Raw genomic sequence first — 26,715 nt, 5'->3', positions numbered from 1 at the left:
CGGGAGTCAGCACCGCACCGTCAAAACACCCCCAACTACGCGCATCGGACAGCAGTGGTCTCTACCACTCTCGGGCCCCCGGACCGCCTCTCCCCCGCCCCGGCATGGTGGCTGCGCGCATAGCCGTCCCCCGAACTATGGCGTCCCACCACATACGTCTCTGACCTGCGGGTTCCTAACGTGTGGCGACACGCAATCGTCCCCGTCACACCCCAGGAAGTGGTGCCGATGTCGTCGCCCGCAACCGCTCCACCGGCTCCGAACAACCTCAAGCGCATCGTCGCCGCCAGTCTCATCGGCACCACCATCGAGTGGTACGACTTCTTCCTCTACGGATCCGCCGCGGCCCTCGTGTTCAACAAGCTGTTCTTCCCCGGCTCCGATCCCCTGGTCGGCACGCTGCTGTCGTTCCTGACGTACGCGGTCGGGTTCGCGGCCCGGCCGCTGGGTGCGCTGGTGTTCGGGCACTACGGTGACCGGCTGGGGCGCAAGAGGCTGCTGGTGCTGAGCCTGCTGCTGATGGGCGGTGCCACGTTCGCGATCGGTCTGCTGCCCACCCATGCCACCATCGGTACCGCCGCCCCCGTCCTGCTCACCGTGCTGCGGCTGGTGCAGGGCTTCGCGCTGGGCGGCGAGTGGGGCGGGGCGGTGCTGCTGGTCTCCGAGCACGGCGACGCGCGCCGGCGCGGCTTCTGGGCGTCGTGGCCGCAGACCGGGGCGCCCGCCGGGCAGTTGCTGGCGACCGGGGTGCTGTCGCTGCTGACCGCCGTGCTGTCCGACGCCGCGTTCCAGGACTGGGGCTGGCGCATCCCGTTCCTCCTCTCGGGTGTGCTGGTGATCGTCGGTCTGTGGATCCGGCTCTCCGTCGATGAATCACCGGTGTTCAAGCAGGCGCTGGCGCAGGCGGAGGCGCGCACGGCCGAACGCGAACGGCTGCCGCTCGTCTCCGTGCTCCGCGACCACTGGCGCGATGTGCTGGTGGCCATGGGCGCGCGCATGGCGGAGAACATCAGCTACTACGTCGTCACCGCCTTCATCCTCGTCTACGCCACCACCTCCGCCGGTGTCTCCAAGCAGACCGCGCTGAACGCGGTCCTCATCGCCTCCGCCGTGCACTTCGCGGTCATCCCGGCGTGGGGCGCCCTGTCGGACCGGGTCGGGCGCCGCCCGGTGTACCTGGTGGGCGCGACCGGGGTCGGTCTGTGGATGTTTCCGTTCTTCGCGCTGATCGACACCGGTGGCTTCGGTGCCCTGCTGCTCGCGGTGACCGTCGGACTGGTGCTGCACGGGGCGATGTACGCGCCGCAGGCTGCCTTCTTCTCCGAGATGTTCGCGACCCGGATGCGGTACTCGGGCGCCTCCATCGGGGCCCAGTTCGCCTCCGTCGCGGCGGGCGCGCCCGCGCCGCTGATCGCCACCGCGCTGCTGGACGCCCATGACAGCTCCGTCCCGATCTCCCTGTACGTCATCGCCGCGGCCGTGCTGACCGTCGTCGCCGTACTGGCGGCGAAGGAGACCCGCCACCGCGACCTGACGGAGGTGGCCCCCGGCGACGGACACCGCGAACCGGCCGCCGTACCCGTGCCCGACGCCCGCCGCGTCTGACCCCGTCCGCGCCGCCGGACGCCCGCCGCCCCTGACCCCGCCGCCGGCATCGGGCCCCGGCACCGGCCCCGTACGCCCGCGCGTACCGGGGTCAGTGCCGTGTCGGTGCCGACAGGCGGTGGAGTCTGAGGGCGAGTTGTATCTCCAGGGCGCGGGCCGGGCTCTGCCAGTCGTCGCCCAGGAGGCGGCCGACGCGGTCCAGGCGCTGCGCCACCGTGTTCACATGGACGTGCAGCTCGTCCTTGGTGCGGGCGGGGCTCATCCCGCAGGCGAAGTAGGCGTCGAGGGTGCGCAGCAGGTCGGTGCCGCGCCGCTCGTCGTACGCGGCGACCGGGCCGATGGTCCGTTCGACGAACCCCGCGACGTCCCGGTCGCCGGCCAGCAGCAGCCCCAGGAACCCGAAGTCCTCGGCGGCGGCGCCGTCCCCGGAGCGGCCCAGCAGGCGCAGGGCGTCCAGGCAGCGCCGGGCCTCGGTGTAGGCGGCGGCCACGGTCTCGGGGCGGGTGGCGAGATCGCCGACCGGGGCGGAGGCGCCGACGGTGACCGTCTCGTGGACGGCCGTGCCGAGCTGCCGGGCGGTGCGGCGGGCCACGTCGGTGGCGGTGTCCCGGGGTCCGAGGGGCAGCAGCAGGACGGTGCCGCCGTCGCGGGCGGCGGCCAGGCCCTGCCCGGTCGCGGCGAGGTGGGAGGCGGCGGCCCACAGGCGTCTGCGGGCGTCCGCCGCCTGGCCGGCGTCGGCGGCCGGGCCGTCGAGGCGGGCGGCGAGCACGGTGTGGGTGGTGTCGAGGTCGGCGCGCAGCCGCCGGGCGCGCTCGCGCAGCAGGCGCGGGTCGCGGTCGCGGGCGTCGAGCAGGTCGTCCAGCAGCTCGCCGCGGACCCGCTGTTCGGCCTCGGCGGCGGAGCGCCGGGCGAGCAGCAGCAGGGAGGTGACCATCGCCGCGCGTTCCAGGGTGCGTTGGTCGACCGGGTCGAGGCCGGGGTGGCCGCGCAGCACCAGCGCGCCGAGCAGTTCGCCGCCGGCGGTGACGGCCGCGACCCAGTCGTCGCGGTGCCGGACCGCGTGTCCGTCGGTGCGGGACGCCTCCAGGGCCCGCGACGGTGCGACGGCCGCCTCGGCGAACTCGACGGTGCCGTCGAGGACTTCGGAGACGGCGGCGGCGACGTCGTGGACACCGCCGCCGCGCAGGACGAGTTCGGCGAGCCGGTCGTGGACGTCGGAGGCCCGTTCGATGACCGCGCTGCGGTCGCGGATGATCTCGTTGGCGTGCTCCAGGTCGGCGACGGCCGAGCGGGTCTCGGCGAGCAGGTTGGCGCTGTCGATGGCCGCCGCGGCGAGGGCGGCGAAGGAGCCGAGCAGGGCGATCTGCTCCCGTTCGAAGACCCGGGCCCGCCGGTCCGCGGCGTACAGCACCCCGATGACATGGTGTCCGAGCATCAGCGGCACACCGAGGATGGCCACGAGTCCCTCGTCGCGCACACCGGTGTCGATGGTGCGGGTGTGCCGGAAGCGGTCGTCGTTGAAGTAGTCCTCGGTGACGTAGGGGCGGGCGGTCTGGGCGACCAGGCCGCCGAGCCCCTCGCCCATGCCGAGCCGCAGTTGCTGGAAGCGGGCGGCGACCGAGCCCTCGGTGACCCGCATGTAGGTGTCGCCGCGCGCCGGGTCGTTGAGGCTGAGGTAGGCCACGTCCGTGCCGAGCAGGGAGCGGGCGCGCTGCACGATGGCCCGCAGCACGGCGTCCAGGTCGCGCAGCCCGGCGAGGTCGTGGGCGGTCTCGAACAGCGCGGACAGCTCGGCCTCCCGGCGCCGCCGCCCCTCCAGCTCCGCGCGCACCCGCAGCGCGAGCGCCTTGGCCCGCTCCAGCGCCGCGATCCGGTCGGCGGACCAGCCTTCGGCGCGGGCGAGCAGCACCGGCTGCTCGTACGCCTCGGCGGACGCGCCCCGGGCGAGCAGCTCCAGGAACGGCGTCTCGGTGGCGGGGTCCGGCTCCGGGCCGGCGCCACGGCTCGGTGGGACGGCGGGCGCGAACCCGGGGTCACCGGCCGGCGCTCCGGCACCGTGGGCGGAACGCTCGACGTGTTGCACGTGATCGCGAGGCATGTGCACAGGATCACCCATCGCCCGGCCGCCTCGTCACCCCTGTGGAAAACCCGCACGGCGAGGCCGGCAGCGGCTGTGGAGAAACGATACGGCCGCTCCGGGACGGCTTCGGCGGGCCGGGATGCGGCAGCGGCCTCGCGGAATCGAGGCTCCCGCCCTCCGGCCTCAGTGCGCGCTCCACCCTCCGTCCAGCACCAGCGACGTGCCGGTCACGAACGACGTCCCCGGTCCGCACAGGTACGCCACCGCCTCCGCGACCTCCTCCGGTTCGATGAGACGTTTGACGGCGCTGTCCCGCAGCAGTACCTCGGTCAGCACGCGTTCCTCGGGGATGCCGTGCGTCCGGGCCTGGTCGGCGAGTTGCTTCTCCACCAAAGGGGTGCGGACGTAACCGGGGTTGACGCAGTTGGAGGTGACGCCGTGCGCGGCGCCTTCGAGGGCGGCGGTCTTGGAGAGCCCTTCCAGGCCGTGCTTGGCGGCCACGTAAGCCGACTTGTAGGCGGAGGCGCGCAGGCCGTGCACGGAGGAGATGTTGACGATGCGGCCCCAGCCCTGCCCGTACATGTGCGGCAGCGCGCCCCGGATGAGGCGGAAGGGGGCCTCCAGCATCACGGTGAGGACGGTGTGGAACACGTCCGGCGGGAACTCCTCCAGGGGCCGGACCAGTTGGAGCCCGGCGTTGTTGACGAGGATGTCGGCGCCCGCGGCGCTGCGCTCGGCGGCGTCCAGGTCGGTGAGGTCCAGCACCTGCGGAGTGAGGGTGCCGGGCAGGTCACCGGCGTCCCCGGCCAGGGCGTCGAGGCCGGCCGCGTCCCGGTCGACCGCTCTGACCTCGGCTCCGGCGGCGGCCAGCCGCAGCGCGCAGGCACGGCCGATGCCACCGGCGGCGCCGGTGACGAGGGCGGTGCGGCCGCCGAGGTCGAGCGGGAGGGCGTGGGGGGCCGGGAGGACGCTGGGCGAGGTCATGAGGCCGACCCTAGGCAGCGCCGGCCCGGCACCCCATATGGGCACGCCCTACAGTTCAGCCGGTACCGGTGGGGTCGAACCACGTGGGTGCGTCGGTGAGCGCCTGTTTGATCCGGGCCCGTCCGAACTCGCCCAGGTCCGGCAGCGCGTCCACCGCGAACCAGGCCACCTCCAGCGACTCGTCGTCGTTGACCCGGGCCTCGCCGCCGACGGCCCGGCAGCGGAAGGTGATGTCCATGTACTGGCAGACGTCGCCGTTCTCGTACGTCACCGGGTCCAGCGCCTGGACGCTGAGGACCCGTTCGACCACGCACCGTACGGCGGTCTCCTCCAGCACCTCGCGCACGGCGCAGGCGGCGGGCTGCTCGCCGGGCTCCGGGATGCCGCCGATCAGGGACCAGCGGCGGTTGTCGGAGCGCCGGTTCAGCAGCACCCTGCCCTCGTCGTCGAGGACGACGACGGTGACTCCGGGGAGCCACAGCAACTGGTGTCCGGCCGAGGCACGCAGTTCGCGGATGAAGTCGGGAGTAGCCATGCGCCCGACCTTAACCGGCCCGGTGTGTGCCGCCGGTCAGGTCCACCGGGCGTACGGAGGGCGTACGGCTACCCGGCACCGGCGCGGCGCCCGCGCACGCCCGCGCCGACCGCCCAGCCCAGTCCGCCCGCGGCGACCAGCAGCAGGGCGATCTCGGGTGCGGTGCCCAGCCGGGTGGCGGGCGTCCGTGAGGAGCGCAGGGGCACCTTCTGCACCAGGGTGTCGGCGACGAACATGCCGGTCCGCTGGGTGATCGTCCCGTCGGGCAGGATGACGGCGCTGACGCCGCTGGTCACCGGCACGGTGACGGTCCGGCTGTGCTCGACCGCGCGGACGCGCGACATGGCGAGTTGCTGGTAGGTCATCTCGCTGCGGTCGAAGGTGGCGTTGTTGCTGGGGACGGAGATCAACTGGGCGCCGTCGGTGACCTCGGAGCGCACCGCCCAGTCGAAGGCGGCCTCGTAGCAGGTGACGAGGCCGATCCGGGCGCCGTCCATGGTGAAGACGCCCGGTTCGTGGCCCCGGCTGAAGTCCTGGCGGACCATCGACGTCCACTCGCCGTTGATCGCCCCGATCAGCGAGCGCAGCGGCAGGTACTCGCCGAACGGCTGGATCTGCCGCTTGTCGTAGGTGTCCACGGGGCCCTTGTCGGGGTCCCAGAGGATCTGCTCGTTGTAGAGCCTGCCGTCGCGCTCCACGACCCCGCCGACCGAGATCGGGGCGTCGACCGCCCGGGCCGCCCGGTCGATCACCGCGCGGGCGTCGGGGTTGGTGAACGGGTCGATGTCGGAGGAGTTCTCCGGCCACAGCACCAGGTCGGGCCGGGCGACCCGGCCGGCCTCGACCTCGGCGGCCAGCCGTTCGGTCTCGCGCACATGGTGGTCGAGCACCGCGCGGCGCTGGGCGTTGAAGTCGAGCCCCGCGCGGGGGACGTTGCCCTGGACGACGGCGACGGTCCGGTAGCCGTCCTCGGCCCGGGCGCTGACCAGTGGCCGGGCGGCGACGGCGGCCGCCACCGGGACGGCGACGCTCAGCAGGGCGACGGCGGCGGCGCCCCGCCGCACGGTCCGGGTGCGCCGGGCCGCGACGGCCAGGCGGACCGCCTCGTACAGGCCGAAGCCGCACAGGACGACGGCGAAGCCGAGCACCGGTGTGCCGCCGACCGCGGCGAGCGGCAGGAAGACACCGTCCGCCTGACCGAAGGCGATCTTCCCCCAGGGGAAGCCCTCGAACGGCACGCGCGCGCGTGCGGCCTCCCCGGCGGTCCACAGCGCCGCCGCCCACACCGGCCACCCCGGGAGCCGGGAGACCGCGGCCACGCCCGCGCCGACCAGGGCGACGAAGACCGCCTCGATCGCGGCCAGCGCCAGCCAGGGCCCGGGGCCGACCTCCACGCCGGTCCACACCAGCAGCGGCAGCAGGAAGCCCAGGCCGAAGAGGTAGCCGAGGCCGAGGCCCGCCTTCCAGCTCCGGCCGCGCAGCACCGCCCCGAGGACGGCGAAGGCGGGCAGGGCCAGCCACCACAGGGTGCGCGGCGGGAAGCTGACGTAGAGCAGTACTCCGGAGAGCGCTGCCGCGGCGGCCGGGAGGAGGCGGCGCCCGAGCCGGGCGGCGCGCGCCCTGGGCGCGGTCTCCGGCTCCAGTCGGTCCGGCCCGCCGACGGATGGTGCGGTGACGGTCACCCCGGGAGTCTACGGCGCGTGACCTCGGGGCCGACAGGACGGCCGGTGCCGCCCCCGACGGCTGCCGCGTCGCTCGGGCGGAGCCGTGCACGGCCCGTCCCCGAACCGGCCACCAGCCGTTACGGTGAGCCGGAGTCCCGGCTGCGCCCCGCGGTGGGTGCCGCCGGTCCGGGGGGACGACTGGGGGACGGGGGACGCGGTGGGTTCCACGGGGGTGACGTCGGCGGCCGGGACGCGGGCCGGCGGTGACGGACGTGGCGCTGTGGACGTGGCGGGGGTGCTGGTCCTCGGGAGCTGTGCCGTCTGGGCCCTGGTCACGGCCGCCGCCCGGCACGGCCGCCCCGAGGGCGTGCTGCTGGCGGTGCTCGCGGTGGCCGCCGGGTACGCCGTGGGGCGGATCTGCGGCGCGCTGCTGCCGGTGGCCGCGCCCGGTGCCGCCGCGCTGGCCGGGGCCGGGCTGACGGTGGCGGTGCCGCATCTCGCGCCCGGTCCGCGGATCACCGACCCGCTCGGGCACGCCGGGGCGACCGCCGCGCTGCTGGCCCTGTCGGCGGGTGCCGCGTGCTGCGCGGCCTGGGGCAGCTTGGCGCCGGCCGCGCGGTGCGCGCTGTGGCTGCTGGCGGCGGGGATCGCGGCGACGGCGGCGGCCCTGGGTTCGGCCGTCGGGTGCGTCGCGGCGGCCGGGGTGCTGCTGTGCTCGCTCGCCGCCGGCCGGGTGCGCCGCCGGGGCCCGGCCGTCGCCGGTCTCGGTCTGGCCGGGGCGCTGGTGACCGCGCTGCCCTGGGCGGTGGCGGAGGGCAGGCTGCCAAAGGGGCCGGGTGCCGTGGTGGAGGACCGGCTGCCGGCCCACCGTGTCGGGCTGTGGGGCGACGCGGTGGCGATGGCCCGCGCGGAGGCCGGCCTGGGGGTGGGTCCCGGGCGGTTCGGGGAGCTGAGCGCGACGGCGGTCCGGCTCTCGCTGCCGGACGGCAAACCGCATTCGGCGCCCCTTCAGGCGGCGGCCGAACAGGGGGTCGTGGGAGTCGTCCTGTTGGGTGCCGCCTTCTGCTGGGTGCTGTACGCCCTGTCGCGCTCGCCGCGCGCCACGCCCGTCGCGCTGACGGCCGGTGTGGCGCTCACGGCGCTGGCGGCGTTCGCCGCGGTGGGCAACGCGCTCAGCTTCACCGCGGTCTCGGTGGGCGCCGGACTGCTCGCGGGCCTGGCCACGGCCCGCCCGCTCCGGGACGAAACGGCACGACGGGGGGCGTGAAGGGCCGTGTCGACGCGCCGAAGGCGCCCGGCCGCACGCACCACGACGACGGTGGCTCCGGTGCTCGCCGGTCAGTACACCGTGCCCGGCGCCGTGGGCCGCAGCCGGTCCCTGATGATCCGTACGGCCGCCTCCGCGTCGTCGACCGTGATCGTGAAGGTGTGGCCGTCCCACAGGCGCAGGACCACGCCCTCGCCGCGCCGGACCACCACGGCGGTGCCCTTCTCGGGCCGCCAGCGGTACCCCCAGCCGCCCCAGTGACGGGGGGTGACCAGGGGGGCGAACTCGGCGCCGGCGACATGCGACAGCGGGATGCGGCGGCGCGGGACGCCGATGTGGCCGCAGCGCACCTCAAGGCACTCCCGGTCCACCTTCAGCGCGACGTGGACGAACGCCAGGGTGCCGAAGAGGACCAGCAGGCCGGCCGCGATGCAGCCGACGACCGCCATGGCCAGCGGGGCGATGCCGGACTCCCAGGCGGAGTCGACGGCCAGCGCGATGCCCAGCGCCAGGCAGGCGGCGCCGACGAGCGCCAGCAGCCACTGGACCCGGTTGGTGGCCCGGCCGGTCCAGACGTCGGGGTGGGGAGCGTGCTCGCCATGGCGGTGGTCCCTCATGGCTAAGAGGTTACTCACGTTTCCGCTCCGCGCGTACCGCACTGCGGAGGGTGACTGCGCCGACCGGACCACCGGCCGCCGGGCGGTCAGCCCGCGGGGGTGACCGCGCGCAGCAGTTTGCCTTCCTCGTACGCCAGGGCCGGTGCGGGCAGCGCGCCCTCGCGTCCGCTGAGCAGCACCGTGAGGCCGCCCTCGGCCGGGGCGCCGGGAGCGGGCCGGGCGCCGACACGGCGCAGCGCCTGGGCGGCGACCGCGCCGGCCGAGCCGTGCAGGACGACGGGCGGACGGCCGGGGCGCCGCACGGCGGCCCGGATGCGTTCGGCGACCAGCTCGTAATGGGTGCACCCCAGGACGACGGTCGTTACGTCCTCCGGGGTGAGCGCGGCGGCGGCCGCGACGGCGGCGTCGATCGCGGTTTCGTCCGCGTGCTCGACGGCTTCGGCGAGTCCCCAGCACGGCACCTCGGTGACCGGCACGCCGTCGGCGAACTCCTCGATCAGCCCGCGTTGGTAGGGGCTGCCCGTGGTGGCGGGCGTCGCCCAGATGGCGATCGGGCCGCCACCGGCCGCGGCCGGCTTGATCGCCGGCACGGTGCCGACGACCGGCAGCCCGGGCTCGTGCCGGGCGCGCAGGGCGGGCAGCGCGTGCACGCTGGCGGTGTTGCAGCCCACGATCAGGGCGTCCGGACGGTGGGCGGCGGCGGCCTCGGCGACGGCCAGGGCGCGTCCGGTGAGGTCCTCGGGGGTGCGCGGGCCCCAGGGCATGCCGTCGGGGTCGAGGGAGAGCACGAGATCGGCGTCCGGCCGCAGACGCCGTACCGCGGCGGTGGCCGCCAGCAGACCGATTCCGGAGTCCATGAGCGCGATCTTCACCCGGCCACGATAGTCGATGGGCCGCGCGGGGCCGGTCCGGTGGGGCAGACTGCGCATGTGATCGCCGTCGTCTGGTCCGCCGCCGTGTCGCTCGCCGCCTGGCTGTGGCTGCTGCTCCTGCAGGGCTTCTTCTGGCGCACCGACGTCAGGCTGCCGCCCCGCCGGGACCCCGACGCGTGGCCGACCGTGTGCGTCGTCGTGCCGGCCCGGGACGAGGCGGCGGTGCTGCCGGACAGCCTGCCCTCGCTGCTCGCCCAGGACTATCCGGGGCGGGCGGAGGTCTTCCTCGTCGACGACGGCAGCACGGACGGCACCGGGGACCTGGCGCGCGAGCTGGCCCGCGGCCGGGGCGGGCTGCCGCTGACCGTGTCCTCGCCCGGCGAGCCGCCCGCGGGCTGGACCGGCAAGCTGTGGGCGGTCCGGCACGGCATCGCGCTGGCACGCGCGCGTGAGCCCGAGTACCTGCTGCTGACGGACGCCGACATCGCCCACGCCCCGGACAGCCTGCGGACGCTGGTGGCGGCGGCCCGTACCGGCGGCTTCGACGCCGTCTCGCAGATGGCGCACCTGCGGGTCGCGAGCGTCTGGGAGCGGCTGGTCGTGCCGGCCTTCGTCTACTTCTTCGCGCAGCTCTACCCGTTCCGGTGGATCGCGCGGCGGGGGTCGCGGACGGCCGCGGCGGCGGGCGGCTGCGTGCTGCTGCGGGCCGAGACGGCCGAGCGGGCCCGGATCCCGGACGCCATCCGGCACGCGGTGATCGACGACGTGGCGCTCGCCCGGGCCGTCAAGCGCGGCGGCGGGCACATCTGGCTGGGGCTGGCCGACCGGGTGGACAGCGTGCGTCGGTATCCGCGCCTGGGCGACCTGTGGCGGATGGTCGCGCGCAGCGCGTACGCCCAGTTGCGGCACAACCCCCTGCTGCTCGCCGGCACGGTCCTCGGGCTGGCCCTGGTGTACCTGGTGCCGCCCGTCGCCCTGGTGGCGGGCGCGGTGGCCGGCAGCGCGGCGGGCGCGGTGCTCGGCGGGTCGGCCTGGCTGGTGATGGCGGGGACGTACCTGCCGATGCTGCGCTACTACCGGCAGCCGCTGTGGCTGGCGCCCTTGCTGCCGTTCACCGCGTTCCTGTACCTGCTGATGACGGTCGACTCGGCGGTGCGGCACTACCGGGGGCGGGGCGCGGCCTGGAAGGGCCGCACCTACGCGCGTCCGGACGCCGTGGCCGACGAGGTGTGAGGGCCGGGGCGGGTCACTTGCGGCCGGGGGTCCAGTTCATCCCCCAGCCGTACGCCTGGTCGACCGTCCGCTGGGGGCTGACCCCGCGCTGCGGCACCAGGTAGCGGGCCTCGCGCTGGACGACCAGGTCGCTGCCGGTGCTGGTGATCAGGGCGAGGGCGCAGACCGTCGAGGGGACCGTGCACTCGTCGAGCGAGAAGTCGATGGCGGCGCCGTACTGCGGTTGCAGGGTGACCGTGGCGTGCAGGTCGGCGAAGGAGCGCGCGCCCTCGTAGATGGTGACGAAGACCAGGATGCGGCGGAACGCCTGCTTGTGGTCGAGGTTGACGGTGAGGTTCTCGCCGGTCGACACGGCACCGGTGCGGTCGTCGCCGTCGAGGTGGATGTACGGGGGCTGGTGCAGCGCACCGAAGGCGTTGCCGAGCGCCTGGACGACTCCCTTGCTGCCGTCGGCCAGTTCGTACAGGGCGCACAGGTCCAGGTCGAGGTCGCTGTGCAGGGCCGTGGGGCGGCCCAGCTTGCGCGCCCAGCCGGAGAACTGCTTGCGCACCTCCCAGTTGAGGTTCACCCGCAGGGCGCCGGAGGTGCCGCCCTGCTTCGTCAGCGACACGGAGGGCGCCGCCTTGGTGAGCGTCACCTTGGTGAGCCGCACGGGCTGCGCGGGCGGAGCGGAGGCCGGGGCGGACGGGGCGGACGGGGTGCCGGTCGGCGTGCCGGGGGCGGAGGCCGGGGCCGGGGCGACGGGAGCGGGCGGGGCAACGGGAGCGGGGGCGGGCGCCGGGGCGGGGGGCGGTACCGCCGGGGCCCCCGCCGCCTGCGGCTCGTCCACCGTGATCCCGTAGTCCGTGGCCAGGCCCTCCAGCCCGCTGCTGTAGCCCTGCCCCACGGCACGGAACTTCCAGGCGCCCTGGCGGCGGTAGAACTCGCCGAGCACGAAGGCCGTCTCGACCGTCGCCCCCGGGTTGTCGAAGCGGGCCGCCACCGTCCCCCGGTCCGCGTCCCGGACCTCGATGTAGAGGCCGGGGACCTGCCCGAACGACCCGCCGTCGGCGGAGGCGGCGACGATGACGGTCTCGATCGCGGGCTCCACGCGCGCGAGGTCGACGAGCAGGGTGTCGGTGACCCGGCCGCCGGCGTCGCGCTTGCCCTCGTGCCGCACCGCCCCGGAGGAGTGCGCCGGCTGGTTGTAGAAAACGAAATCCGCGTCGGAGCGGACCTTTCCGTTCACCAGCAGCAGCGCCGAGGCGTCCGCGTCGGGGACACCGGGTCCGGAAGTCCACCCCAGTTCGACGCGCAGCGCCGTGGTCGGCACCGGGGTGTTGGCCCCTTTCGACATTGACATGTCCGCCCCCATCAGGTGTCGGCAGGCCGGGCCGGGTCCCGGCGGTCCGTCAATTCTGCCGCGCCCGGCCTGGTCCACCGCCCGTAACCCGCCCGGAACTTGGCCCTTACCAGAAAATCACAACTCTGGCATGCCCTTTTTCGTCAAGTTCGCTCGCATTGAGGGTCCAAGGTCACTGCCGACGCGGAAAACAACCCTCTTATCGGTCTCCCCAACCAGCACATCGTGGGCTTAACTTATGTGCCATGACCACCCCCCGCTCCACTTATGGCGGCGGCTACTACTCCGCCTCCTTCCCGGACACCCCGATCTACGACTCGCTCGTGGCCGAGCGGGGCACCCCGCAGATCGCCCCGATCCGGGTCCCCGCCGCCTACGACGCTCCGGGCGGCCACCTGCCCGCGCTCCCCTCGGCGCTGCCCGCCCTCCCGGCGGCCCCGGCCCAGCCCGCCTACGGCTACCCGCAGCAGGCGCCGCAGCCCGCCCCGCTGCAGCAGGCCCCCGCCCCGTACATCCCGCAGCAGGCGAGCGCGCCCCGCGGCTACCCCGGCCCCCAGCAGCCGCAGCAGCCGCGCCCGGCGGCGCCCGCCCCGGCGGGGTACGAGGCGATGCGCCCCGCGGCGCCCCGGCCCGCGCCGGCGCCGTACCAGGACCCGTACAACAACCAGCAGTACCGCGGCTACTGAGCCGCATCCCCGGCTGTCGGTGCCACCTGGCACGATGGGCGCATGGGGAACGAACGACTGCAGTCGATCCACATCCATCCGGTCAAGGCGTTCCGGGGTCCGGCACCCCAGGAGGCCGTCGTGGAGCCCTGGGGACTGGCCGGAGACCGCCGGTGGATGCTGGTCGACGACGGGGGGAAGGTCGTCACACAGCGCCAGCGGCCACGTCTGGCGCTGGCCGCCGCCGAGCCGCTGCCCGGCGGCGGCCTGCGGCTGTCCGCGCCCGGGGCCGAGCCGCTGACCGTGCCGGTCCCGCCGTCCGGGGGGACGGTCACGGTGGAGCTGTTCCGCGACAAGGTCGAGGTGGTGCCGGCCGAGGACCCGGCCGCGCACGCCTGGTGCAGCGCGCACGCCGGCGCGGACGTCCGTCTGGTGTACCTGGACGACCCCGCCACGCGCCGCCCGGTCGACCCGGCGTACGCGCTGCCCGGCGAGACGGTCTCCCTCGCGGACGGCTTCCCCCTGCTGCTCACCACCAGCGCCTCCCTCGACGCCCTCAACTCCCTGATCGCGCAAGGGGAGCACGCGGACGAGGGCCCGCTGCCCATGGACCGGTTCCGGCCGAACGTGGTCGTGTCGGGCACCGCGGCGTGGGCCGAGGACACCTGGTCGCGCGTCACCATCGGGGAGGTCGCCTTCCGGGTCGCCAAGCCGTGCGGGCGGTGCGTGGTCACCACCACCGACCAGGGCACCGCCGATCGCGGCCGGGAGCCCCTGCACACCCTCGGCCGGCACCGGCGCCGCGACGGCAGGCTGGTCTTCGGGCAGAACCTGGTGCCGCTTTCCCGCGGCACGATCCGCGTCGGCGATCCGTTCACCGTCGTGGAGTGATCTGCGTGGGGTGATCCGCGTGGGGTGATCCGCGTCGCCCCCGGCCGGGAACCCTCCCCGGGGGCCCGCGCGTTGGCATCGCGGGAGAAGTGCACGAGAGATCCGCGAGGGCGCGGGCGGGGTCCGTCCGGAGGTGATCTCGCTCTCTCTTCTGCGGACCCGCGCGTGCGCTGCTCCGACGGGGGTTATCACGGAGCGGGAAGGGGGTGCGGACGGTGCGGGCGATCGGGGGACTCTGGCGCTGGCGGCACAATCCGCTGCGCCGCACGACCGATCTGGCCGAGGCATGGGTGGCCCTGGTGGCCCTGGTGCTGATGGTGCTGGCCGCGCCCGTGGCCGGTGTGCTGGTGGGCGGCGCGGCCGGCGACGCCCTGGAGCGGTCCGTCCGCGACCAGCGCGTGACCCACCACCGGGTGACGGCCACCGTCGTCCGTGAACTGGACCGCTCCCCGCTGGACGCCGACCCGGAGAACGCCGCCGCGGGAGACCTGCGCAGCCGCGTCCTCGCCGACTGGACGGCCCCGGACGGGACCGGGCACCGCGGGCCGCTCCTGGCGGGCCTGGCCGCCCCGCACGCCGGGGACCGTTTCGCGATATGGACCGACGCGCACGGACGGCTGGTGGCCCGTCCGCTCGACACCGCGACCGCCACCACGCACGCCGTCCTCGCCGGGTTCGGCGCCACCCTGGCCGCCGCCGGGCTGACCGAGGGCGCCCGGCGGCTGATCGTCTGGCGCATGGTCCGGCGCCGGTACGCGCGGTGGGACCAGGCATGGGACCGGGCGGGCCCGGACTGGGGGCGGACCGGCACCGGCATCTGACCGGCTTCCGTCTCCGGTCAACCGGCACTCCGCACGCGCGCTACGGTGGAGCCGGCCGGCATCCGTTCCGGCACGACCCGCGCGTGGACGGGCCGCAGGGACATCCCGGCGGCGACCGGGCCAGCAGTACGACGAGGTGGGGGCAGAGCAACACCATGGCACAGGGCACGGTCCAGGTGACGCACACCGGCACGTCGCGGTGGCGGCGCCGCACGGGTGAGTACGCATCGCTCGCCGCCGCCCTGGAGGCCGCGGCGGACGGTGACGTGCTCACCATCGCCCCGGGTACCTACCGGGAGAATCTCGTCGTCCAGCGCGCGGTGACGCTCCGCGGGCCGGAGGGAGCCCACGGCTCGGTGCGGATCGCGCCGGCGGACGGGGTGCCGCTCACCGTGCGCGCCTCGGCCGTGGTCCAGGACCTGCACGTGGAGGGGCAGGACGCCGCCGCCCCGGCCGTGCTGGTCGAGGAGGGCACGCCCGAACTGCTGGACGTCCGGGTCGTCACCCGGTCCGCGGCCGGCATCGAGGTGCGCGGCGGCGCCCGGCCGACCGCGCGGCGGTGCACCGTCGACAACCCGGCGGGCGTCGGCATCGCCGTGGTCGACGGCGGCGGCGGGGTGTTCGAGGAGTGCGAGGTCGTCGCGGCCGGCCAGGCCGGTGTCGCGGTGCGCTCCGGCGGCCACCCCCGCCTGGAGCGCTGCCGGGTGCACCACGCGGCGGGCTCGGGGCTGACGGTGACCGGCGAGGGCTCCGCGCTGGAGGCCGTGGGCTGCGAGGTGTACGAGGTGCGGGGCAGCGGCGTCCAGGTGACCGCCCGGGCCACCGCCCACCTCACCGACTGCGATGTGCACCGCACCACCGCCGACGGCGTCACGCTCGACACCGACGCGGTGCTCACCCTCGCCGACTGCCGCATCCACGACATCCCGGAGAACGCGGTCGACCTGCGCTCCCGCTCGGTCCTGACGCTGACCCGCACCACCGTGCGGCAGTTCGGGCGCAACGGCCTGTCGGTGTGGGACCCGGGCACCCGGGTGGACGCCAACCAGTGCGAAATCTTCGACAGCACCGGCGACTACCCGGCCGTCTGGGTCAGCGACGGCGCCACCGCCGTCCTGGACTCCTGCCGGGTGCACGACGTGCCGGACGCCCTGTTCGTGCTGGACCGCGGCTCCCGCGCGGACGTCGTCGACAGCGACCTGACCCAGGTGCGCAACACGGCGGTGTCGGTGAGCGACGGCGCCACCGCCCAGCTCGACGACTGCCGGATCCGCGAGGCCGCGACCGGCGCCTGGTTCCGCGACCACGGCAGCGGCGGCACCCTGAACAACTGCACCGTGGACGGCACCCGTACCGGCGTGATCGTCACCAAGGGCGCCGACCCCACCATCGAGCGGTGCGTGATCGACTCCCCCGCCGAGGCCGGGGTGTACGTGTCGGCCGGGGGCCGGGGCAGCTTCCTGGGCTGCCGGGTGACGGGCAGCGGCGGCTACGGCTTCCACGTCATAGACAACTGCCGTACGACGCTGAAGAAGTGCCGCACCGAGCGGTGCGCCCGCGGCGGGTACGAGTTCGCGGACGGCGGGTCCGAGGCGGGCCCGGACGCCGGTCCCCTGGTGGAGGAGTGCACCAGCGACGAGAGCGCGAGCCTGCGCACGCCGCCCGTCCGGGAGACGGCCGTGGAGACGGTCGGCCGCTCCACCGGGCTGCTGGGCTCGATCCCCGGTCAGCGCAGCACCGAGCAGGAGCCCCTCGTCCCGGCCGCGCCGCCCGCCGGGCCGGCCCGCTCCTCCCAGGACGTGCTCGGCGAACTGGACGCCCTGGTGGGCCTGGACAGCGTCAAGCGCGAGGTGCGCGCCCTGATCGACATGATCGAGGTGGGCCGGCGCCGCCAGGAGGCGGGCCTGAAGGCGGCCTCGGTCAAGCGGCACCTGGTCTTCACCGGCTCCCCCGGCACCGGCAAGACCACGGTGGCCCGGCTGTACGGCGAGATCCTGGCCTCCCTCGGCGTCCTGGAGAACGGCCACCTGGTGGAGGTCTCCCGGGTCGACCTGGTCGGTGAGCACATCGGCTCGACGGCGATCCGCACCCAGGAGGCGTTCGAACGGGCGCGTGGCGGTGTGCTGTTCATCGACGAGGCGTACGCGCTCTCCCCCGAGGACGCGGGCCGGGACTTCGGCAAGGAGGCCATCGACACCCTGGTGAAGCTCATGGAGGACCACCGCGACGCGGTCGTGGTGATCGTCGCGGGCTACACGGCCGAGATGGAGCGGTTCCTGTCCGTCAACCCGGGCGTGGCCTCCCGTTTCTCACGGACCATCACCTTCGGCGACTACGGGCCCGAGGAGCTGCTGCGGATCGTGGAGCAGCAGGCCGAGGAGCACGAGTACCGGCTGGCGCCGGGCGCGTCCGAGGCGCTGCTGAAGTACTTCACGGCCCTGCCCAAGGGCCCGGCGTTCGGCAACGGCCGGACCGCGCGGCAGACCTTCGAGGCGATGGTGGAGCGGCACGCCAGCCGGGTCGCGCAGGTCGCCGACCCCAGCACCGACGACCTGACCCTGCTCTACGCGGAGGACCTGCCCGCGCAGCCCTGATGCCCGCCGTCGGCGGCCGGTACCGTGCCCGGCCCGTCGCCGCCGGGGCGGGGCGCGGGCAGCCCGGGGCGCAGCCGGGCCAGCAGCCGCTCGCGCTCCTCGGCGAACGCCGGGTCGGCCTGGTAGTCGGAGTGCCCGAGGATCGGCGAGGGCAGCGGATGCAGTGCGGTGCGGCCGTAGGCGAGGGGGTCCTTCAGGGGCGCCCGGTCGACGGCGGGGCCGCACTCGCCGGGCAGCCGCACCGGGCCGCCGATGGGGTCGGTGAGCCGGTACAGGTTGCGCCAGCAGTCGACCTCCTGGTGCAGCGAGGCGAGGGCGGCGGGCCCGAAGTAGGCCGGGAACCAGCGGCCGTACAGGCGTTCCAGCGGGGAGCCGTAGGTGAGCAGGGCGACGCGGGCCCGGTCGGACGGTGCGAGCTGCCAGGCCGCCGAGGCAGCGAGGACGCTGCCCTGGGAGTGGCCGGAGATGACCAGCCGCCCGCCGGTGGCGCGGGTCCAGGTGGCCATCCGCCAGGTCAGGTCGGGCACCGCGCGCTCGGCGTAGCAGGGCGGCGCGAAGGGGTGGGCGGCGCGCGGCCAGAAGGTGCCGACGTCCCACAGGATGCCGATGGTGCGCCGCGCGGAGGCGTCCTTGTAGGCGCGGCGGCCGAAGGTGACGAACAGTATGAACCCGAGGCCGATCAGCCAGGAGCCCAGCGCCTGCGCGGTCTGCGCGCCACCGTGCACCAGGGGGTACGTCCCCTCGGCGGCGTGCGCCGGGGTGCGGCCGGTGGCCAACGCGCCGGCCAGGGCGCCGGCGCCCAGCACGAAGGTGGCGGCGGAGACGACGGCGATCAGCAGCGGGGCGCGGTCGGTGAGGCCGGCCATCGCGCGGACGGTCGCGATCCGGCGGGTGCGTGCCGGGTCGCCGGGCCCTTCGGGGTGGTCGGCGGCCACGGCGGCGCGTTCGGCGCGGGCGGTGCGCCAGGTGGCGCGGGCGAGCAGCGCGCACAGCGCGAGGACGACCAGGAGGAGCGGCGGGATCACCGACGCCTGCCAGGTCAGCAGGACCGGGGGCCCGGCGAGGGAGGTGCCGGTGCCGTCCAGCCAGTCCGACACGCGCTGGGCGACGCCGCCGGACATGACGCCGCCCAGGGCGCAGGCCAGCATGGCGACGGCGGGCCCGCCCAGGCCCCGCATGGCGGTGCGCGGGTCGGAGCCGGTGCGGTGCAGCAGGTGGGCGACGACGGCGAGGGCGATGACGAGGGCGCCCTGCACCAGGGCGAGGGCGCCGAAGGCGTGCTCGACCGGCAGCCGCCCGGCGGAGGCCCACCCCGGGCGGGCCCAGCCCGCGTACGGCAGCGCGAGCAGCAGCAGGGCCAGGGCGGCGAGCGGGAGCCGGCGTACGAGCCTGCGGTCGAGCCGGCGGTCCAGGCGCCGTTCGCCGCGGCCCCGGCGGCAGACGACGGTCACCACGGCCACGCCGCAGACGGCCAGCGCCGCTTCCAGCAGCCAACCGAGGGCGTCCAGGAGGGCGGGGCCGCCGGGCCGGTGGTCGAAGCGGGCCGCCGGCGCGGCGACGGCGACGGCTACGGTGAGCAGCCCGGCGGCGGTGTGCGCGGCGCGCAGCCGGGCCACCAGGCGGCGCCCGTACCAGAATCCGGGCCGGCCGAGCGCGGTGCGGCCGCTCGCCTCGTCGGGCTCCGGGTCGTGTTCCAGGGGCCGCTGGGACTCGTACGCGCGCCAGGTGCGCAGGGAGAGGTACCAGAGCAGGCCGACGAGGGCGGCGGGCACCGCGGCGGCGAGGGCGAGGCGCCGCCCGGGCAGGCTCCACCATCCGGCGTCGGGCCCGGCCGGCGCGAGGAAGCCCAGCCAGGAGTGGCGGTCGGCGCACGCGCGCGTGCCCGCGCACTGCCAGGCGGCGAGGTCGAGGGCGACCTCGCAGGCGGCGGCGGTCAGCAGCACCGTCAGGGTCAGCCCGCAGAGCCGGACCAGCAGCCCGTACAGCCGCGCCGGGCGGCGGCCCTCGGCGGCGGGCCGCATCCAGTGGGCGAGGTTGGCCACCATGAACGGCAGGAGCAGCAGCCACAGGGCGCGGGTGCCGTTGCCGGAGGTGAGGTTGCACCAGACGTACGCCTCCGGCACCGGCTTGTCCCGGTAGTCCGCGGGGCGGGACTCGGCGTCGGCGTCCTCGGTGCGCCGGAAGACGGCCGCGATGTCGTCGCCGGTGACCCGGACCGTGCGCGGGTCGTCGAGCATCTCCCCCGGTGTGGCGCCGCCCACTCCGTGCACCAGGAGTTCCAGGGCGGTGCCGGTGCTGTCGGGCCGTGGGCCGGGGTCGTGCCGGGTGTCCGTGTCCCCCGTGGCCTGTGCGTGCGCCTGTTCCACTGTCTCGCCCATCCCCCGTGACGCGCCGTCGGCTGTGTGCTGCGGGCACCAGGATGGCGGTTCTGCGCACGGCGTACACCCGCTCGCACGGAATCTCCCCGAACCGTGTGACGGGCGGGGGGCGCGGGGGTGACCGGTGCGTGACGCGAAGGCGGTGGCGCGGTGCGCGACGGGGCGTGCGAGGATGAGACGTCGGCGCACCGGAGCGGGCGAACGCCCTCGTGGCAGCGGGTGTGCCGGGCGTGTCGGGCGGTTTTGCGGCGAAAGGACCGGAGCGTACGTGAGCGAGAATCAGAACCTCCTCGCGGAGCAGCGGCGGGCCCTGATCCTCGACGAGGTGCGGCGCCGGGGCGGTGTCCGGGTCAACGAGCTGACCCGCAAGCTCGGCGTGTCGGACATGACGGTCCGCCGCGACCTCGACGCGCTGGCCCGGCAGGGCGTGCTGGAGAAGGTGCACGGCGGCGCGGTGCCGGTGGTCGAGGCCAGTACGCACGAGCCGGGGTTCGAGGCCAAGTCGGGCCTGGAGCCGACCGCCAAGGAGGAGATCGCGCGGGCCGCGGCCGAACTGGTCGCGCCGGGCGCGGCGATCGCGCTGTCGGGCGGCACGACGACGTACGCGCTGGCGCACCGGCTGGTCGAGGTGCCGGATCTGACGGTGGTGACCAACTCGGTGCGGGTGGCCGATGTGTTCCACGCGGCGCAGCGCAGCGCGGGGGTGCGGCCGGGCACGGCGACGGTGGTGCTGACCGGCGGGGTGCGCACCCCGTCCGACTCGCTGGTGGGGCCGGTGGCCGACCAGGCGATCGCGGCGCTCCACTTCGACGTGCTGTTCCTGGGCGTGCACGGCATCTCGGCGGAGGCCGGGCTGTCCACGCCGAACCTCGCGGAGGCCGAGACCAACCGGCGGCTGGTGCAGTCGGCGCGGCGGGTCGTGGTGATCGCGGACCACACCAAGTGGGGTGTGGTGGGCCTGAGTTCGTTCGCGTCCCTCGATCAGGTGGACACCCTGGTGACGGATGCGGGGCTGCCCGAGGAGGCACGCGCGGAGGTCGCGGAGCATCTGCGGGTGGTGGTGGCGGGGGAGGCGGAGGAGACCGGCCGAACCGCCGCGGCGGGCGGGCCGGACGAGACCGGCTGAGCCGGATCCGCCGGCGCCAGCCGCTTCCGCCGCCGCCCACCGCCCCCGTCGGCGCCCGCCGCGCCGGACTTCCGTGCCGCCGCGCCGGACCGCCATGTCGCCGTGTCGGACCGCCGTCCGCCGGGTGTCAGCCGAGTCCTTCCGGCCACTCGCCCGTGCGCAGCAGATGGTCCACGGCGGCCGTGTACGGCGTGATGTCCAGGCCCTGGCCGGCGAGCCAGGTGTCGGAGTAGTACTTGTCGAGGTAGCGGTCGCCCGGGTCGCAGAGCAGGGTGACGACGCTGCCCCGGCGCCCCTCGGCCACCATCTCGGCGACGATCTTCAGCGCGCTCCACAGCCCGGTCCCCGTGGAGCCGCCCGCCCGGCGGCCGATGGCCCGCTCCAGGGCGCGTACGGCGGCGACGCTCGCGGCGTCCGGCACCTTCATCATCCGGTCGATGGCGCCCGGCACGAAGCTGGGTTCCATCCGGGGCCGGCCGATGCCCTCGATGCGGGAGCCGCCCTCGCAGGTGACGTCCGGATCGCCGGTGGTCCAGCCGTGGAAGAAGCACGAGTTCTCGGGGTCGGCGACGCAGACGCGGGTGTCGTACTGCATGTAGTGGATGTAACGGGCGAGCGTCGCCGAGGTGCCGCCGGTGCCGGCCGTGGCGACGATCCACGCCGGTTCGGGGAACCGCTCCAGTTGCAACTGGCGGAAGATCGACTCGGCGATGTTGTTGTTGCCGCGCCAGTCCGTGGCGCGTTCGGCGTAGGTGAACTGGTCCATGTAGTGGCCGTCGGTCTCGGCCGCGAGGCGGGCGGACTCCTCGTACATCTTCCGGGAGTCGTCCACGAAGTGGCACCGCCCGCCGTGGAATTCGATCAGGCGGATCTTCTCGGCGCTGGTCGTGCGCGGCATCACGGCGATGAAGGGCACACCGATCAGCTTGGCGAAGTACGCCTCGGACACGGCCGTCGAACCGCTGGACGCCTCGATGACCGGACGGCCCGGCCGGATCCAGCCGTTGCACAGTCCGTAGAGGAACAGGGAGCGGGCGAGGCGGTGTTTGAGGCTGCCGGTCGGGTGGGTCGACTCGTCCTTCAGATACAGGTCGATGCCCCACGGCTCGGGGAGCGGGAAGCGCAGCAGGTGCGTGTCGGCCGAGCGGTTGGCGTCGGCCTGGACCTTGCGGACGGCTTCTTTCAGCCACGCCCGGTAGGCGGCGTCGCTGCGGTCGACGTCGAGGGTGAGGCCGGTCGAAAGGGGCTGGGGGGTGCTCACGGCGGGGCTCCTTCGCTCTGCGCGCCGACGGCGCGTCGCGCGACCGGCACCTCCGATCATAAGCACCTGGCGCACGCTTCTCACCTGCATAAACACTTCTTTGGGTGGCTCAAAGGGAAGGCCCTGCGACGGGGTACAAGGGCGCATCGGGGGGCGCATTCGCGCGAGGTCCCCGGGCTCGGTGGAAGGCCCCCGCGCGTACTGGTGCCGGGCGGCGGGGGCGGGCAGACTGCACAGCGGATGGGACCAAGTCCCGCCACGGAGGCATCCACGGACAGCACGACACGAGCCGGTACCGGCCCCCCTGAGCCCGGTCCGGCACACCGACGCGCGAGGGGACGGCGGCGCATGGCGGACCCGGAGTTCACCGCCCGAGGGGTACGCGGGGACGAGCGGCTGCGCTCACCGACCCGGGCGGGACAGGTCCGGATCGGCGATGGCGGGGGCGACGTGCCGGGCGGTCACGGCAACCGGGTCGACTCGCCGGGCGGTCACGGCGGCGGGACCGCCCTCCCGGGCGATCACGGCGCCGGGGCCGAGAGCGCCCCGGCGCGGGCGGCGCGGGCAGTGCGGCGCCGGTCCGCCGCCGGGGGCCGGATACCGGCGTGCCCCGGCGGTGAGCGGCACGTCCCGTCCTCCGACGGCTGAGATGTCCGTGAGTTGCGGCACCTCACCCCGTGCGCCACGCTGGTCTCACGTCACTCTGGGTTTACCGGCGACAACGCTGCGAACCAGCCCGCCGGCCAGGACAGCGGGCGGTGGTGTGACACGAGCGCCTGCTGGATCCGTACTCCGTGTTCTTCCGGACCTCTATGTCGGGGAGTCGCAGCCGTGATCAGTCACCCAAGCAGGCACTGCGCGGTGGAGCTGCAAGCCCTGCCGTCGCGGATCGGCCAGGTCCGCAGAATCGTCTCTGCGCAGTTGCGTTACTGGCATCTGGATCCTCTGATCGACCGGGCGGTGCTCGGTGTGACGGAGTTGCTCACCAACGTCCACCTCCACGCGCGTCCCGACAAGACGTGCACCGTGCGGATCGAGCTGCTGCCCGACCGGGTCACGGTCTCGGTGCGCGACCACGATCCGCGTCTTCCCGTGGTGGACGACGCCGATCCGCTCGCGACCCGTGGGCGCGGCCTGTCCATGGTGGCCGCGATGAGCGAGAGCTGGGGGGCCCGGCCGGACGGCGAGTCCGGCAAGGTCGTCTGGTTCACGCTCTCCACCCCTGCGCACCTGCCGTCGCGCTCCGCGCGTCCGCCGCGGCGGGTGGTGGAGGAGGTGCCCGCCGACGCGTTCGCCCCGGCCGGCCGCGGGGCGGACCCGCGCGGGGCGCGACCCGCTCCCGCCCGCTCGGCCGTTGCCGGTTGACCGGGCGGTGACCCCTTCCCCGTCCACGGGGTACGGGGCCGCCGGCCCGGGCCGGCGGCCCCGGCCGACGCGGGGCCGCCCCTGGCCGCCGTACGGCCGAACTGCTCGCCGGCGGGCGCGGAGAGCGGGTCGAGGGTGCCGCCGGAGAGGGGCCCAGGCCGTCGTACGACAGCGGTGGCGCGGCCGGGGCGGTTCAGCCGAGGACCGCGAGGGGGTCGTCGAGGACCGGCTGCCAGGCCAGTTCGGCGGCGCCGACCAGGCTGTTGTGGTCCAGGGTGCAGGCGAGGATGGGCACGCTGCCGCTCTGGCCCCACAGGCTGCGGTCGGCGACCACCGCGCGGAGCCGCTCCGGGTCGGCGTCCAGCAGGGTGCGGTGCAGTCCGCCGAGGATGATGCGGTCCGGGTTGAGGATGTTGACCAGCCCGGCGAGACCGAGGCCGAGCCGGTCGATGAGGGCCTCGGTGGCGGCGCGCACGGCCGGGTCGGCGTAGTGGCCGCGGATCAGGTCGATGGACTGCTGGAGCAGGGAGACCTCGGGGCCCGGCTCGCGTCCGGCGGCGGTGAGGAAGGCCAGCGGGTCGGTCTCCACGTCCAGACAGCCCCGGCTGCCGCAGTGGCAGGGGCGGCCGTCGGGGTTGACGGTGAGGTGGCCGACCTCCAGGGCGAGGCCGGAACTGCCCGAGTGCAGACGGCCGTCGAGGACCAGGGCGCCGCCGACGCCCCGGTGGCCGGTGGCCACGCACAGCAGGTCGCGGGCGCCGCGCCCGGCGCCGTGCCGGTGTTCGGCGAGCGCGGCCAGGTTGACGTCGTTGGCGGCGAAGGCGGGGCCGTCGAGGCCGGCGGCGCGCACCTGCTCGGCGAAGATCTGCCGGACGGGGGCGCCGACCGGCCAGGCCAGGTGCAGCGGGTTCAGCGCCAGGCCCTCCGGTTCGGCGACCGCCGAGGGCACGGCGAGTCCGGCGCCGACACAGCGCCGTCCGGTGCGGCGCAGCAGGTCGGCGCCCGCCTCGACGACCGAGGCGAGGACCTTGGCCGGGTCGGCGTCGACGATCTCGCAGCCGGGGGTGGTGGCGACGATCCGGCCGCCGAGTCCGACCAGGGCCGCGCGGTAGCCGTCGGCGTGCACCTGGGCGGCGAGGGCGACGGGGCCGTCCTCGGCGAGCTGGAGCCGGTGCGAGGGGCGGCCCTGGGAACCGGCGGCGGCGCCGGGCCGGGCGTCGACCCGGATCAGGCCGAGCGCCTCCAGTTCGGCGGCGACCGCGCCGGCCGTCGCCCGGGTCACACCGAGTTCGGCGGTGAGGACGGCGCGGGTGGGGGCGCGTCCGGTGTGCACCAGCTCCAGGGCGGGCCCGAGAGCACCGCGTCCCCGGTCCAGCTTCGTCCTGGAGGTGCCCGTGTCCCCCGCCCTCCGTGGGTCCGCCTTGCCGCTCATGGAGGTGAGTCTCCCATGGTCGCGGGGGCGGCGGGTCTACCGGCCGCTGACCCGCAGCGTGATGTTGAGCCGCCCGGTGAGCCCCAACTCCCCCGGCGCGGTGCCCGGGTGCACCCGGGGTACGCCGTGGTACGCGAACCGGGCGGGCCCGCCGAACACGAACAGGTCGCCGCTGCGCAGCTCGACGTCGGTCCAGGGGCGGGTCCGGGTCTCGGTGTTGCCGAACCGGAAGACGCAGGTGTCGCCGAGGCTCAGTGAGACCACGGGGGCGTCCGCGTCCTCGTCGCTGTCGCGGTGCATGCCCATGCGGGCGCCGGGGCCGTAGAAGTTGATCAGCGCGATGTCGTACGCCGCCGGGGCCGGCCCGCCCAGCGCGTCGGCGACCGCGCGGCGGGCCAGGTCGCCGAGCCGGGCGGGGAACGGCTTGACCGGGGCGCCGTCGCCGTCGACGGCGGTGCGGGAGTAGGCGTACGGGTACTCGTGCCGGCCGGGGCAGTCCGGGTTGTCCCGTACGGCTCGCCCGCAGGCGGGGCACTTCGGCACGACCCCCCAGTGCCGGCCGAGGCAGACCTGCCGGGCGGTCATCGTGCCGCCGCCGGGGGTGCGCACGGTCCGCAGTCCCGCAGGCGGGCGCGCCCACTGCCGGCAGGCGTCGAGCAGCTCGCGCTGCTCCGCGGGGTCCAGCCAGTCGGGGACGTGGACGGCACCGGGTGCGACGGTGGTACGGGCCCTGGGGAACAGCTCGGCGTCCATGCCCGCCATCCTGCCCGACCGGGCCCGACCTGCGGCTCGGCTAGCCTGGACGCACGATGGACGACCGTATGACGACTGAGTGGGGCGCGCCGCTGCTGGCCCGGTTCCCCGCGGACCCGCGCGATCCGCTGCGCGCCTGGGACGCCTCCGACGAGTATCTGCTCGGGCACCTCGCGGAGCGGGAGGTCCCGCTGTCCGGCACGGTCGTGGTCCTGGGCGACCGCTGGGGCGCGCTGGTCACGGCGCTGGCGGAGCACCGGCCGACCCAGATCACCGACTCCCACCTCGCCCAGGAGGCGACCCGCGCCAACCTCGCCCGCAACGGCGTGGCGCCGGACGCGGTGCACCTGCTGACCACGCAGGACCCGCCGCCCGCGCGGATCGACGTGCTGCTGGTGCGGGTGCCCAAGAGCCTGGCGCTGCTGGAGGACCAGTTGCTGAGGCTGGCGCCCGCCGTGCACGAGGGCACGGTGGTGGTCGGCACCGGCATGGTGAAGGAGATCCACACCTCGACGCTGGAGCTGTTCGAGCGGGTCCTCGGGCCGACCCGGACCTCGCTGGCCCGGAAGAAGGCCCGGCTGATCTTCTGCACACCGGACCCCGCGCGGGAGCGGCCCGCCGGCCGCTGGCCGCTGACCTACCGGCTGCCCGAGGACGCCGGTCCGGTGGCCGGGCGGACCGTCGTGAACCACGCGGGCGTCTTCTGCGCCGACCGGCTGGACATCGGCACCCGGTTCTTCCTGAAGCACCTGCCCGGCCCGGGGGCCCGGCGGGTGGTGGACCTCGGCTGCGGCAACGGTGTGGTCGGTACGGCGGTGGCGCTGGCCGATCCGGACGCCGAGGTGCTGTTCACCGACGAGTCGTTCCAGGCGGTGGCCTCGGCGGAGGCGACGTACCGGGCCAACGGGGCGCCGGGGCGGGCGGAGTTCCGGGTCGGCGACGGGCTGGTCGGGGTGCCGGACGGCAGTGTGGACCTGGTGCTGAACAACCCGCCGTTCCACTCCCACCAGGCGACCACCGACGCCACGGCGTGGCGGATGTTCACCGGGGCGCGGCGGGCACTCGCGCCGGGCGGTGAGCTGTGGGTGGTCGGCAACCGGCACCTCGGCTACCACGTCAAGCTGCGGCGCCTGTTCGGCAACTGCCGGCTGGTGGCGAGCGACCCGAAGTTCGTGGTGCTGAGGGCGGTCAGGAAGTAGCCCACCGTCAGGACGCGGTCCCGCCGGACAG

At 75.2% G+C, this 26,715-nt stretch carries 22 protein-coding genes; 11 read left to right on the top strand and 11 right to left on the bottom strand.

Annotation, left to right across the window (positions count from 1 at the left end):
* Nucleotides 1-228 precede the first annotated feature (228 nt).
* Nucleotides 229-1,605, top strand: coding sequence for an MFS transporter (locus IE316_RS12030; protein WP_190204251.1), 1,377 nt, complete (start codon nt 229-231; stop codon nt 1,603-1,605).
* Nucleotides 1,606-1,696: 91 nt separating this feature from the next.
* Here IE316_RS12030 and IE316_RS12025 read toward each other — a convergent pair whose 3' ends face one another.
* The 4 genes from IE316_RS12025 to lnt form a co-directional block, all read right to left on the bottom strand.
* A complete protein-coding gene (locus IE316_RS12025) occupies nt 1,697-3,703 on the bottom strand; it encodes a helix-turn-helix domain-containing protein (protein ID WP_190204250.1) in 2,007 nt (668 codons plus the stop codon).
* A 165-nt stretch (nt 3,704-3,868) separates the two neighbouring features.
* Nucleotides 3,869-4,669 carry a 3-hydroxybutyrate dehydrogenase gene (locus tag IE316_RS12020; protein WP_190204249.1) on the bottom strand — a complete coding sequence of 267 codons (801 nt, stop codon included), beginning with the start codon at nt 4,667-4,669 and terminating at the stop codon, nt 3,869-3,871.
* Between the two features lie 55 nt (nt 4,670-4,724).
* Entirely contained in the window at nt 4,725-5,204 is a 480-nt protein-coding gene (locus IE316_RS12015; protein ID WP_190204248.1) for an NUDIX hydrolase, read from the bottom strand.
* A gap of 68 nt (nt 5,205-5,272) precedes the next feature.
* Nucleotides 5,273-6,886, bottom strand: a complete 1,614-nt coding sequence (lnt, locus tag IE316_RS12010) for an apolipoprotein N-acyltransferase (RefSeq protein ID WP_190204247.1) — start codon at nt 6,884-6,886, stop codon at nt 5,273-5,275.
* A gap of 262 nt (nt 6,887-7,148) precedes the next feature.
* Here lnt and IE316_RS12005 point away from each other — a divergent pair, with 262 nt between their 5' ends.
* Nucleotides 7,149-8,135, top strand: a complete 987-nt coding sequence (locus IE316_RS12005; protein WP_229910351.1) for an O-antigen ligase family protein — start codon at nt 7,149-7,151, stop codon at nt 8,133-8,135.
* A 71-nt stretch (nt 8,136-8,206) separates the two neighbouring features.
* On the opposite strand, the gene IE316_RS12000 is transcribed toward IE316_RS12005, so the two are convergent.
* Nucleotides 8,207-8,752 (bottom strand): hypothetical protein, encoded by a 546-nt coding sequence (locus tag IE316_RS12000; RefSeq protein WP_190204246.1) that lies wholly within the window; start codon nt 8,750-8,752, stop codon nt 8,207-8,209.
* 86 nt (nt 8,753-8,838) lie between these two features.
* A complete protein-coding gene (locus IE316_RS11995; RefSeq protein ID WP_229910350.1) occupies nt 8,839-9,624 on the bottom strand; it encodes a glutamate racemase in 786 nt (261 codons plus the stop codon).
* A gap of 39 nt (nt 9,625-9,663) precedes the next feature.
* Between IE316_RS11995 and IE316_RS11990 the strand changes: the two genes are divergently transcribed.
* On the top strand, nt 9,664-10,857 hold the full coding sequence (locus tag IE316_RS11990; RefSeq protein WP_373311162.1) for a glycosyltransferase: 1,194 nt from the start codon (nt 9,664-9,666) through the stop codon (nt 10,855-10,857).
* A gap of 13 nt (nt 10,858-10,870) precedes the next feature.
* Here IE316_RS11990 and IE316_RS11985 read toward each other — a convergent pair whose 3' ends face one another.
* Nucleotides 10,871-12,193: a TerD family protein gene (locus IE316_RS11985; RefSeq protein ID WP_190204625.1), complete on the bottom strand. Its 1,323-nt coding sequence runs from the start codon at nt 12,191-12,193 to the stop codon at nt 10,871-10,873.
* 251 nt (nt 12,194-12,444) lie between these two features.
* On the opposite strand from IE316_RS11985, the gene IE316_RS11980 reads away from it, so the two are divergent.
* From IE316_RS11980 to IE316_RS11965, 4 genes are all read left to right on the top strand, one after another.
* Nucleotides 12,445-12,885: a DUF6643 family protein gene (locus IE316_RS11980; RefSeq protein ID WP_190204243.1), complete on the top strand. Its 441-nt coding sequence runs from the start codon at nt 12,445-12,447 to the stop codon at nt 12,883-12,885.
* 42 nt (nt 12,886-12,927) lie between these two features.
* Nucleotides 12,928-13,755 (top strand): MOSC domain-containing protein, encoded by an 828-nt coding sequence (locus tag IE316_RS11975; protein ID WP_190204242.1) that lies wholly within the window; start codon nt 12,928-12,930, stop codon nt 13,753-13,755.
* 215 nt (nt 13,756-13,970) lie between these two features.
* Nucleotides 13,971-14,576 (top strand): Rv1733c family protein, encoded by a 606-nt coding sequence (locus tag IE316_RS11970; RefSeq protein ID WP_190204624.1) that lies wholly within the window; start codon nt 13,971-13,973, stop codon nt 14,574-14,576.
* A gap of 155 nt (nt 14,577-14,731) precedes the next feature.
* Entirely contained in the window at nt 14,732-17,170 is a 2,439-nt protein-coding gene (locus IE316_RS11965) for a right-handed parallel beta-helix repeat-containing protein (RefSeq protein WP_190204241.1), read from the top strand.
* On the opposite strand, the gene IE316_RS11960 is transcribed toward IE316_RS11965, so the two are convergent.
* Nucleotides 17,140-19,548 carry a hypothetical protein gene (locus IE316_RS11960; protein ID WP_229910349.1) on the bottom strand — a complete coding sequence of 803 codons (2,409 nt, stop codon included), beginning with the start codon at nt 19,546-19,548 and terminating at the stop codon, nt 17,140-17,142. The genes IE316_RS11965 and IE316_RS11960 overlap by 31 nt on opposite strands.
* A gap of 268 nt (nt 19,549-19,816) precedes the next feature.
* On the opposite strand from IE316_RS11960, the gene IE316_RS11955 reads away from it, so the two are divergent.
* Nucleotides 19,817-20,674, top strand: coding sequence for a DeoR/GlpR family DNA-binding transcription regulator (locus IE316_RS11955; protein ID WP_190204240.1), 858 nt, complete (start codon nt 19,817-19,819; stop codon nt 20,672-20,674).
* A 127-nt stretch (nt 20,675-20,801) separates the two neighbouring features.
* Here the strand turns inward: IE316_RS11955 and cds1 are convergent, their stop codons facing one another.
* On the bottom strand, nt 20,802-21,935 hold the full coding sequence (gene cds1 / locus IE316_RS11950; protein WP_190204239.1) for an L-cysteine desulfhydrase Cds1: 1,134 nt from the start codon (nt 21,933-21,935) through the stop codon (nt 20,802-20,804).
* A 348-nt stretch (nt 21,936-22,283) separates the two neighbouring features.
* On the opposite strand from cds1, the gene IE316_RS11945 reads away from it, so the two are divergent.
* On the top strand, nt 22,284-22,583 hold the full coding sequence (locus IE316_RS11945; RefSeq protein WP_190204238.1) for a hypothetical protein: 300 nt from the start codon (nt 22,284-22,286) through the stop codon (nt 22,581-22,583).
* Nucleotides 22,584-22,766: 183 nt separating this feature from the next.
* Nucleotides 22,767-23,300, top strand: a complete 534-nt coding sequence (locus IE316_RS11940) for an ATP-binding protein (RefSeq protein WP_190204237.1) — start codon at nt 22,767-22,769, stop codon at nt 23,298-23,300.
* Nucleotides 23,301-23,493: 193 nt separating this feature from the next.
* Here IE316_RS11940 and IE316_RS11935 read toward each other — a convergent pair whose 3' ends face one another.
* Together IE316_RS11935 and IE316_RS11930 are read right to left on the bottom strand one after the other, a co-directional pair.
* Nucleotides 23,494-24,732 (bottom strand): ROK family protein, encoded by a 1,239-nt coding sequence (locus IE316_RS11935; RefSeq protein ID WP_190204236.1) that lies wholly within the window; start codon nt 24,730-24,732, stop codon nt 23,494-23,496.
* 36 nt (nt 24,733-24,768) lie between these two features.
* A complete protein-coding gene (locus tag IE316_RS11930; RefSeq protein ID WP_190204235.1) occupies nt 24,769-25,485 on the bottom strand; it encodes an alpha-ketoglutarate-dependent dioxygenase AlkB family protein in 717 nt (238 codons plus the stop codon).
* Between the two features lie 68 nt (nt 25,486-25,553).
* On the opposite strand from IE316_RS11930, the gene IE316_RS11925 reads away from it, so the two are divergent.
* Nucleotides 25,554-26,684 (top strand): methyltransferase, encoded by a 1,131-nt coding sequence (locus IE316_RS11925; protein WP_190204234.1) that lies wholly within the window; start codon nt 25,554-25,556, stop codon nt 26,682-26,684.
* Nucleotides 26,685-26,715 lie beyond the last annotated feature (31 nt).

This window comes from Streptomyces fumanus, assembly GCF_014655295.1.
GTDB lineage: Bacteria > Actinomycetota > Actinomycetes > Streptomycetales > Streptomycetaceae > Streptomyces > Streptomyces fumanus.
The sequence above is the reverse complement of the archived record's forward strand: the minus strand, read 5'-3'. Positions and strand labels throughout refer to the sequence as shown.

Bases quoted from the DNA above. Each gene is read 5' to 3' on its own strand.
- IE316_RS12030 (WP_190204251.1), top strand. From the start codon at position 229: ATGTCGTCGCCCGCAACCGCTCCACCGGCTCCGAACAACCTCAAGCGC.
- IE316_RS12025 (WP_190204250.1), bottom strand. From the start codon at position 3,703: ATGCCTCGCGATCACGTGCAACACGTCGAGCGTTCCGCCCACGGTGCC.
- IE316_RS12020 (WP_190204249.1), bottom strand. From the start codon at position 4,669: ATGACCTCGCCCAGCGTCCTCCCGGCCCCCCACGCCCTCCCGCTCGAC.
- IE316_RS12015 (WP_190204248.1), bottom strand. From the start codon at position 5,204: ATGGCTACTCCCGACTTCATCCGCGAACTGCGTGCCTCGGCCGGACAC.
- IE316_RS12000 (WP_190204246.1), bottom strand. From the start codon at position 8,752: ATGAGGGACCACCGCCATGGCGAGCACGCTCCCCACCCCGACGTCTGG.
- IE316_RS11985 (WP_190204625.1), bottom strand. From the start codon at position 12,193: ATGTCGAAAGGGGCCAACACCCCGGTGCCGACCACGGCGCTGCGCGTC.
- IE316_RS11980 (WP_190204243.1), top strand. From the start codon at position 12,445: ATGACCACCCCCCGCTCCACTTATGGCGGCGGCTACTACTCCGCCTCC.
- IE316_RS11975 (WP_190204242.1), top strand. From the start codon at position 12,928: ATGGGGAACGAACGACTGCAGTCGATCCACATCCATCCGGTCAAGGCG.
- IE316_RS11965 (WP_190204241.1), top strand. From the start codon at position 14,732: ATGGCACAGGGCACGGTCCAGGTGACGCACACCGGCACGTCGCGGTGG.
- IE316_RS11960 (WP_229910349.1), bottom strand. From the start codon at position 19,548: ATGGGCGAGACAGTGGAACAGGCGCACGCACAGGCCACGGGGGACACG.
- IE316_RS11945 (WP_190204238.1), top strand. From the start codon at position 22,284: ATGGCGGACCCGGAGTTCACCGCCCGAGGGGTACGCGGGGACGAGCGG.
- IE316_RS11935 (WP_190204236.1), bottom strand. From the start codon at position 24,732: ATGAGCGGCAAGGCGGACCCACGGAGGGCGGGGGACACGGGCACCTCC.
- IE316_RS11930 (WP_190204235.1), bottom strand. From the start codon at position 25,485: ATGGACGCCGAGCTGTTCCCCAGGGCCCGTACCACCGTCGCACCCGGT.
- IE316_RS11925 (WP_190204234.1), top strand. From the start codon at position 25,554: ATGACGACTGAGTGGGGCGCGCCGCTGCTGGCCCGGTTCCCCGCGGAC.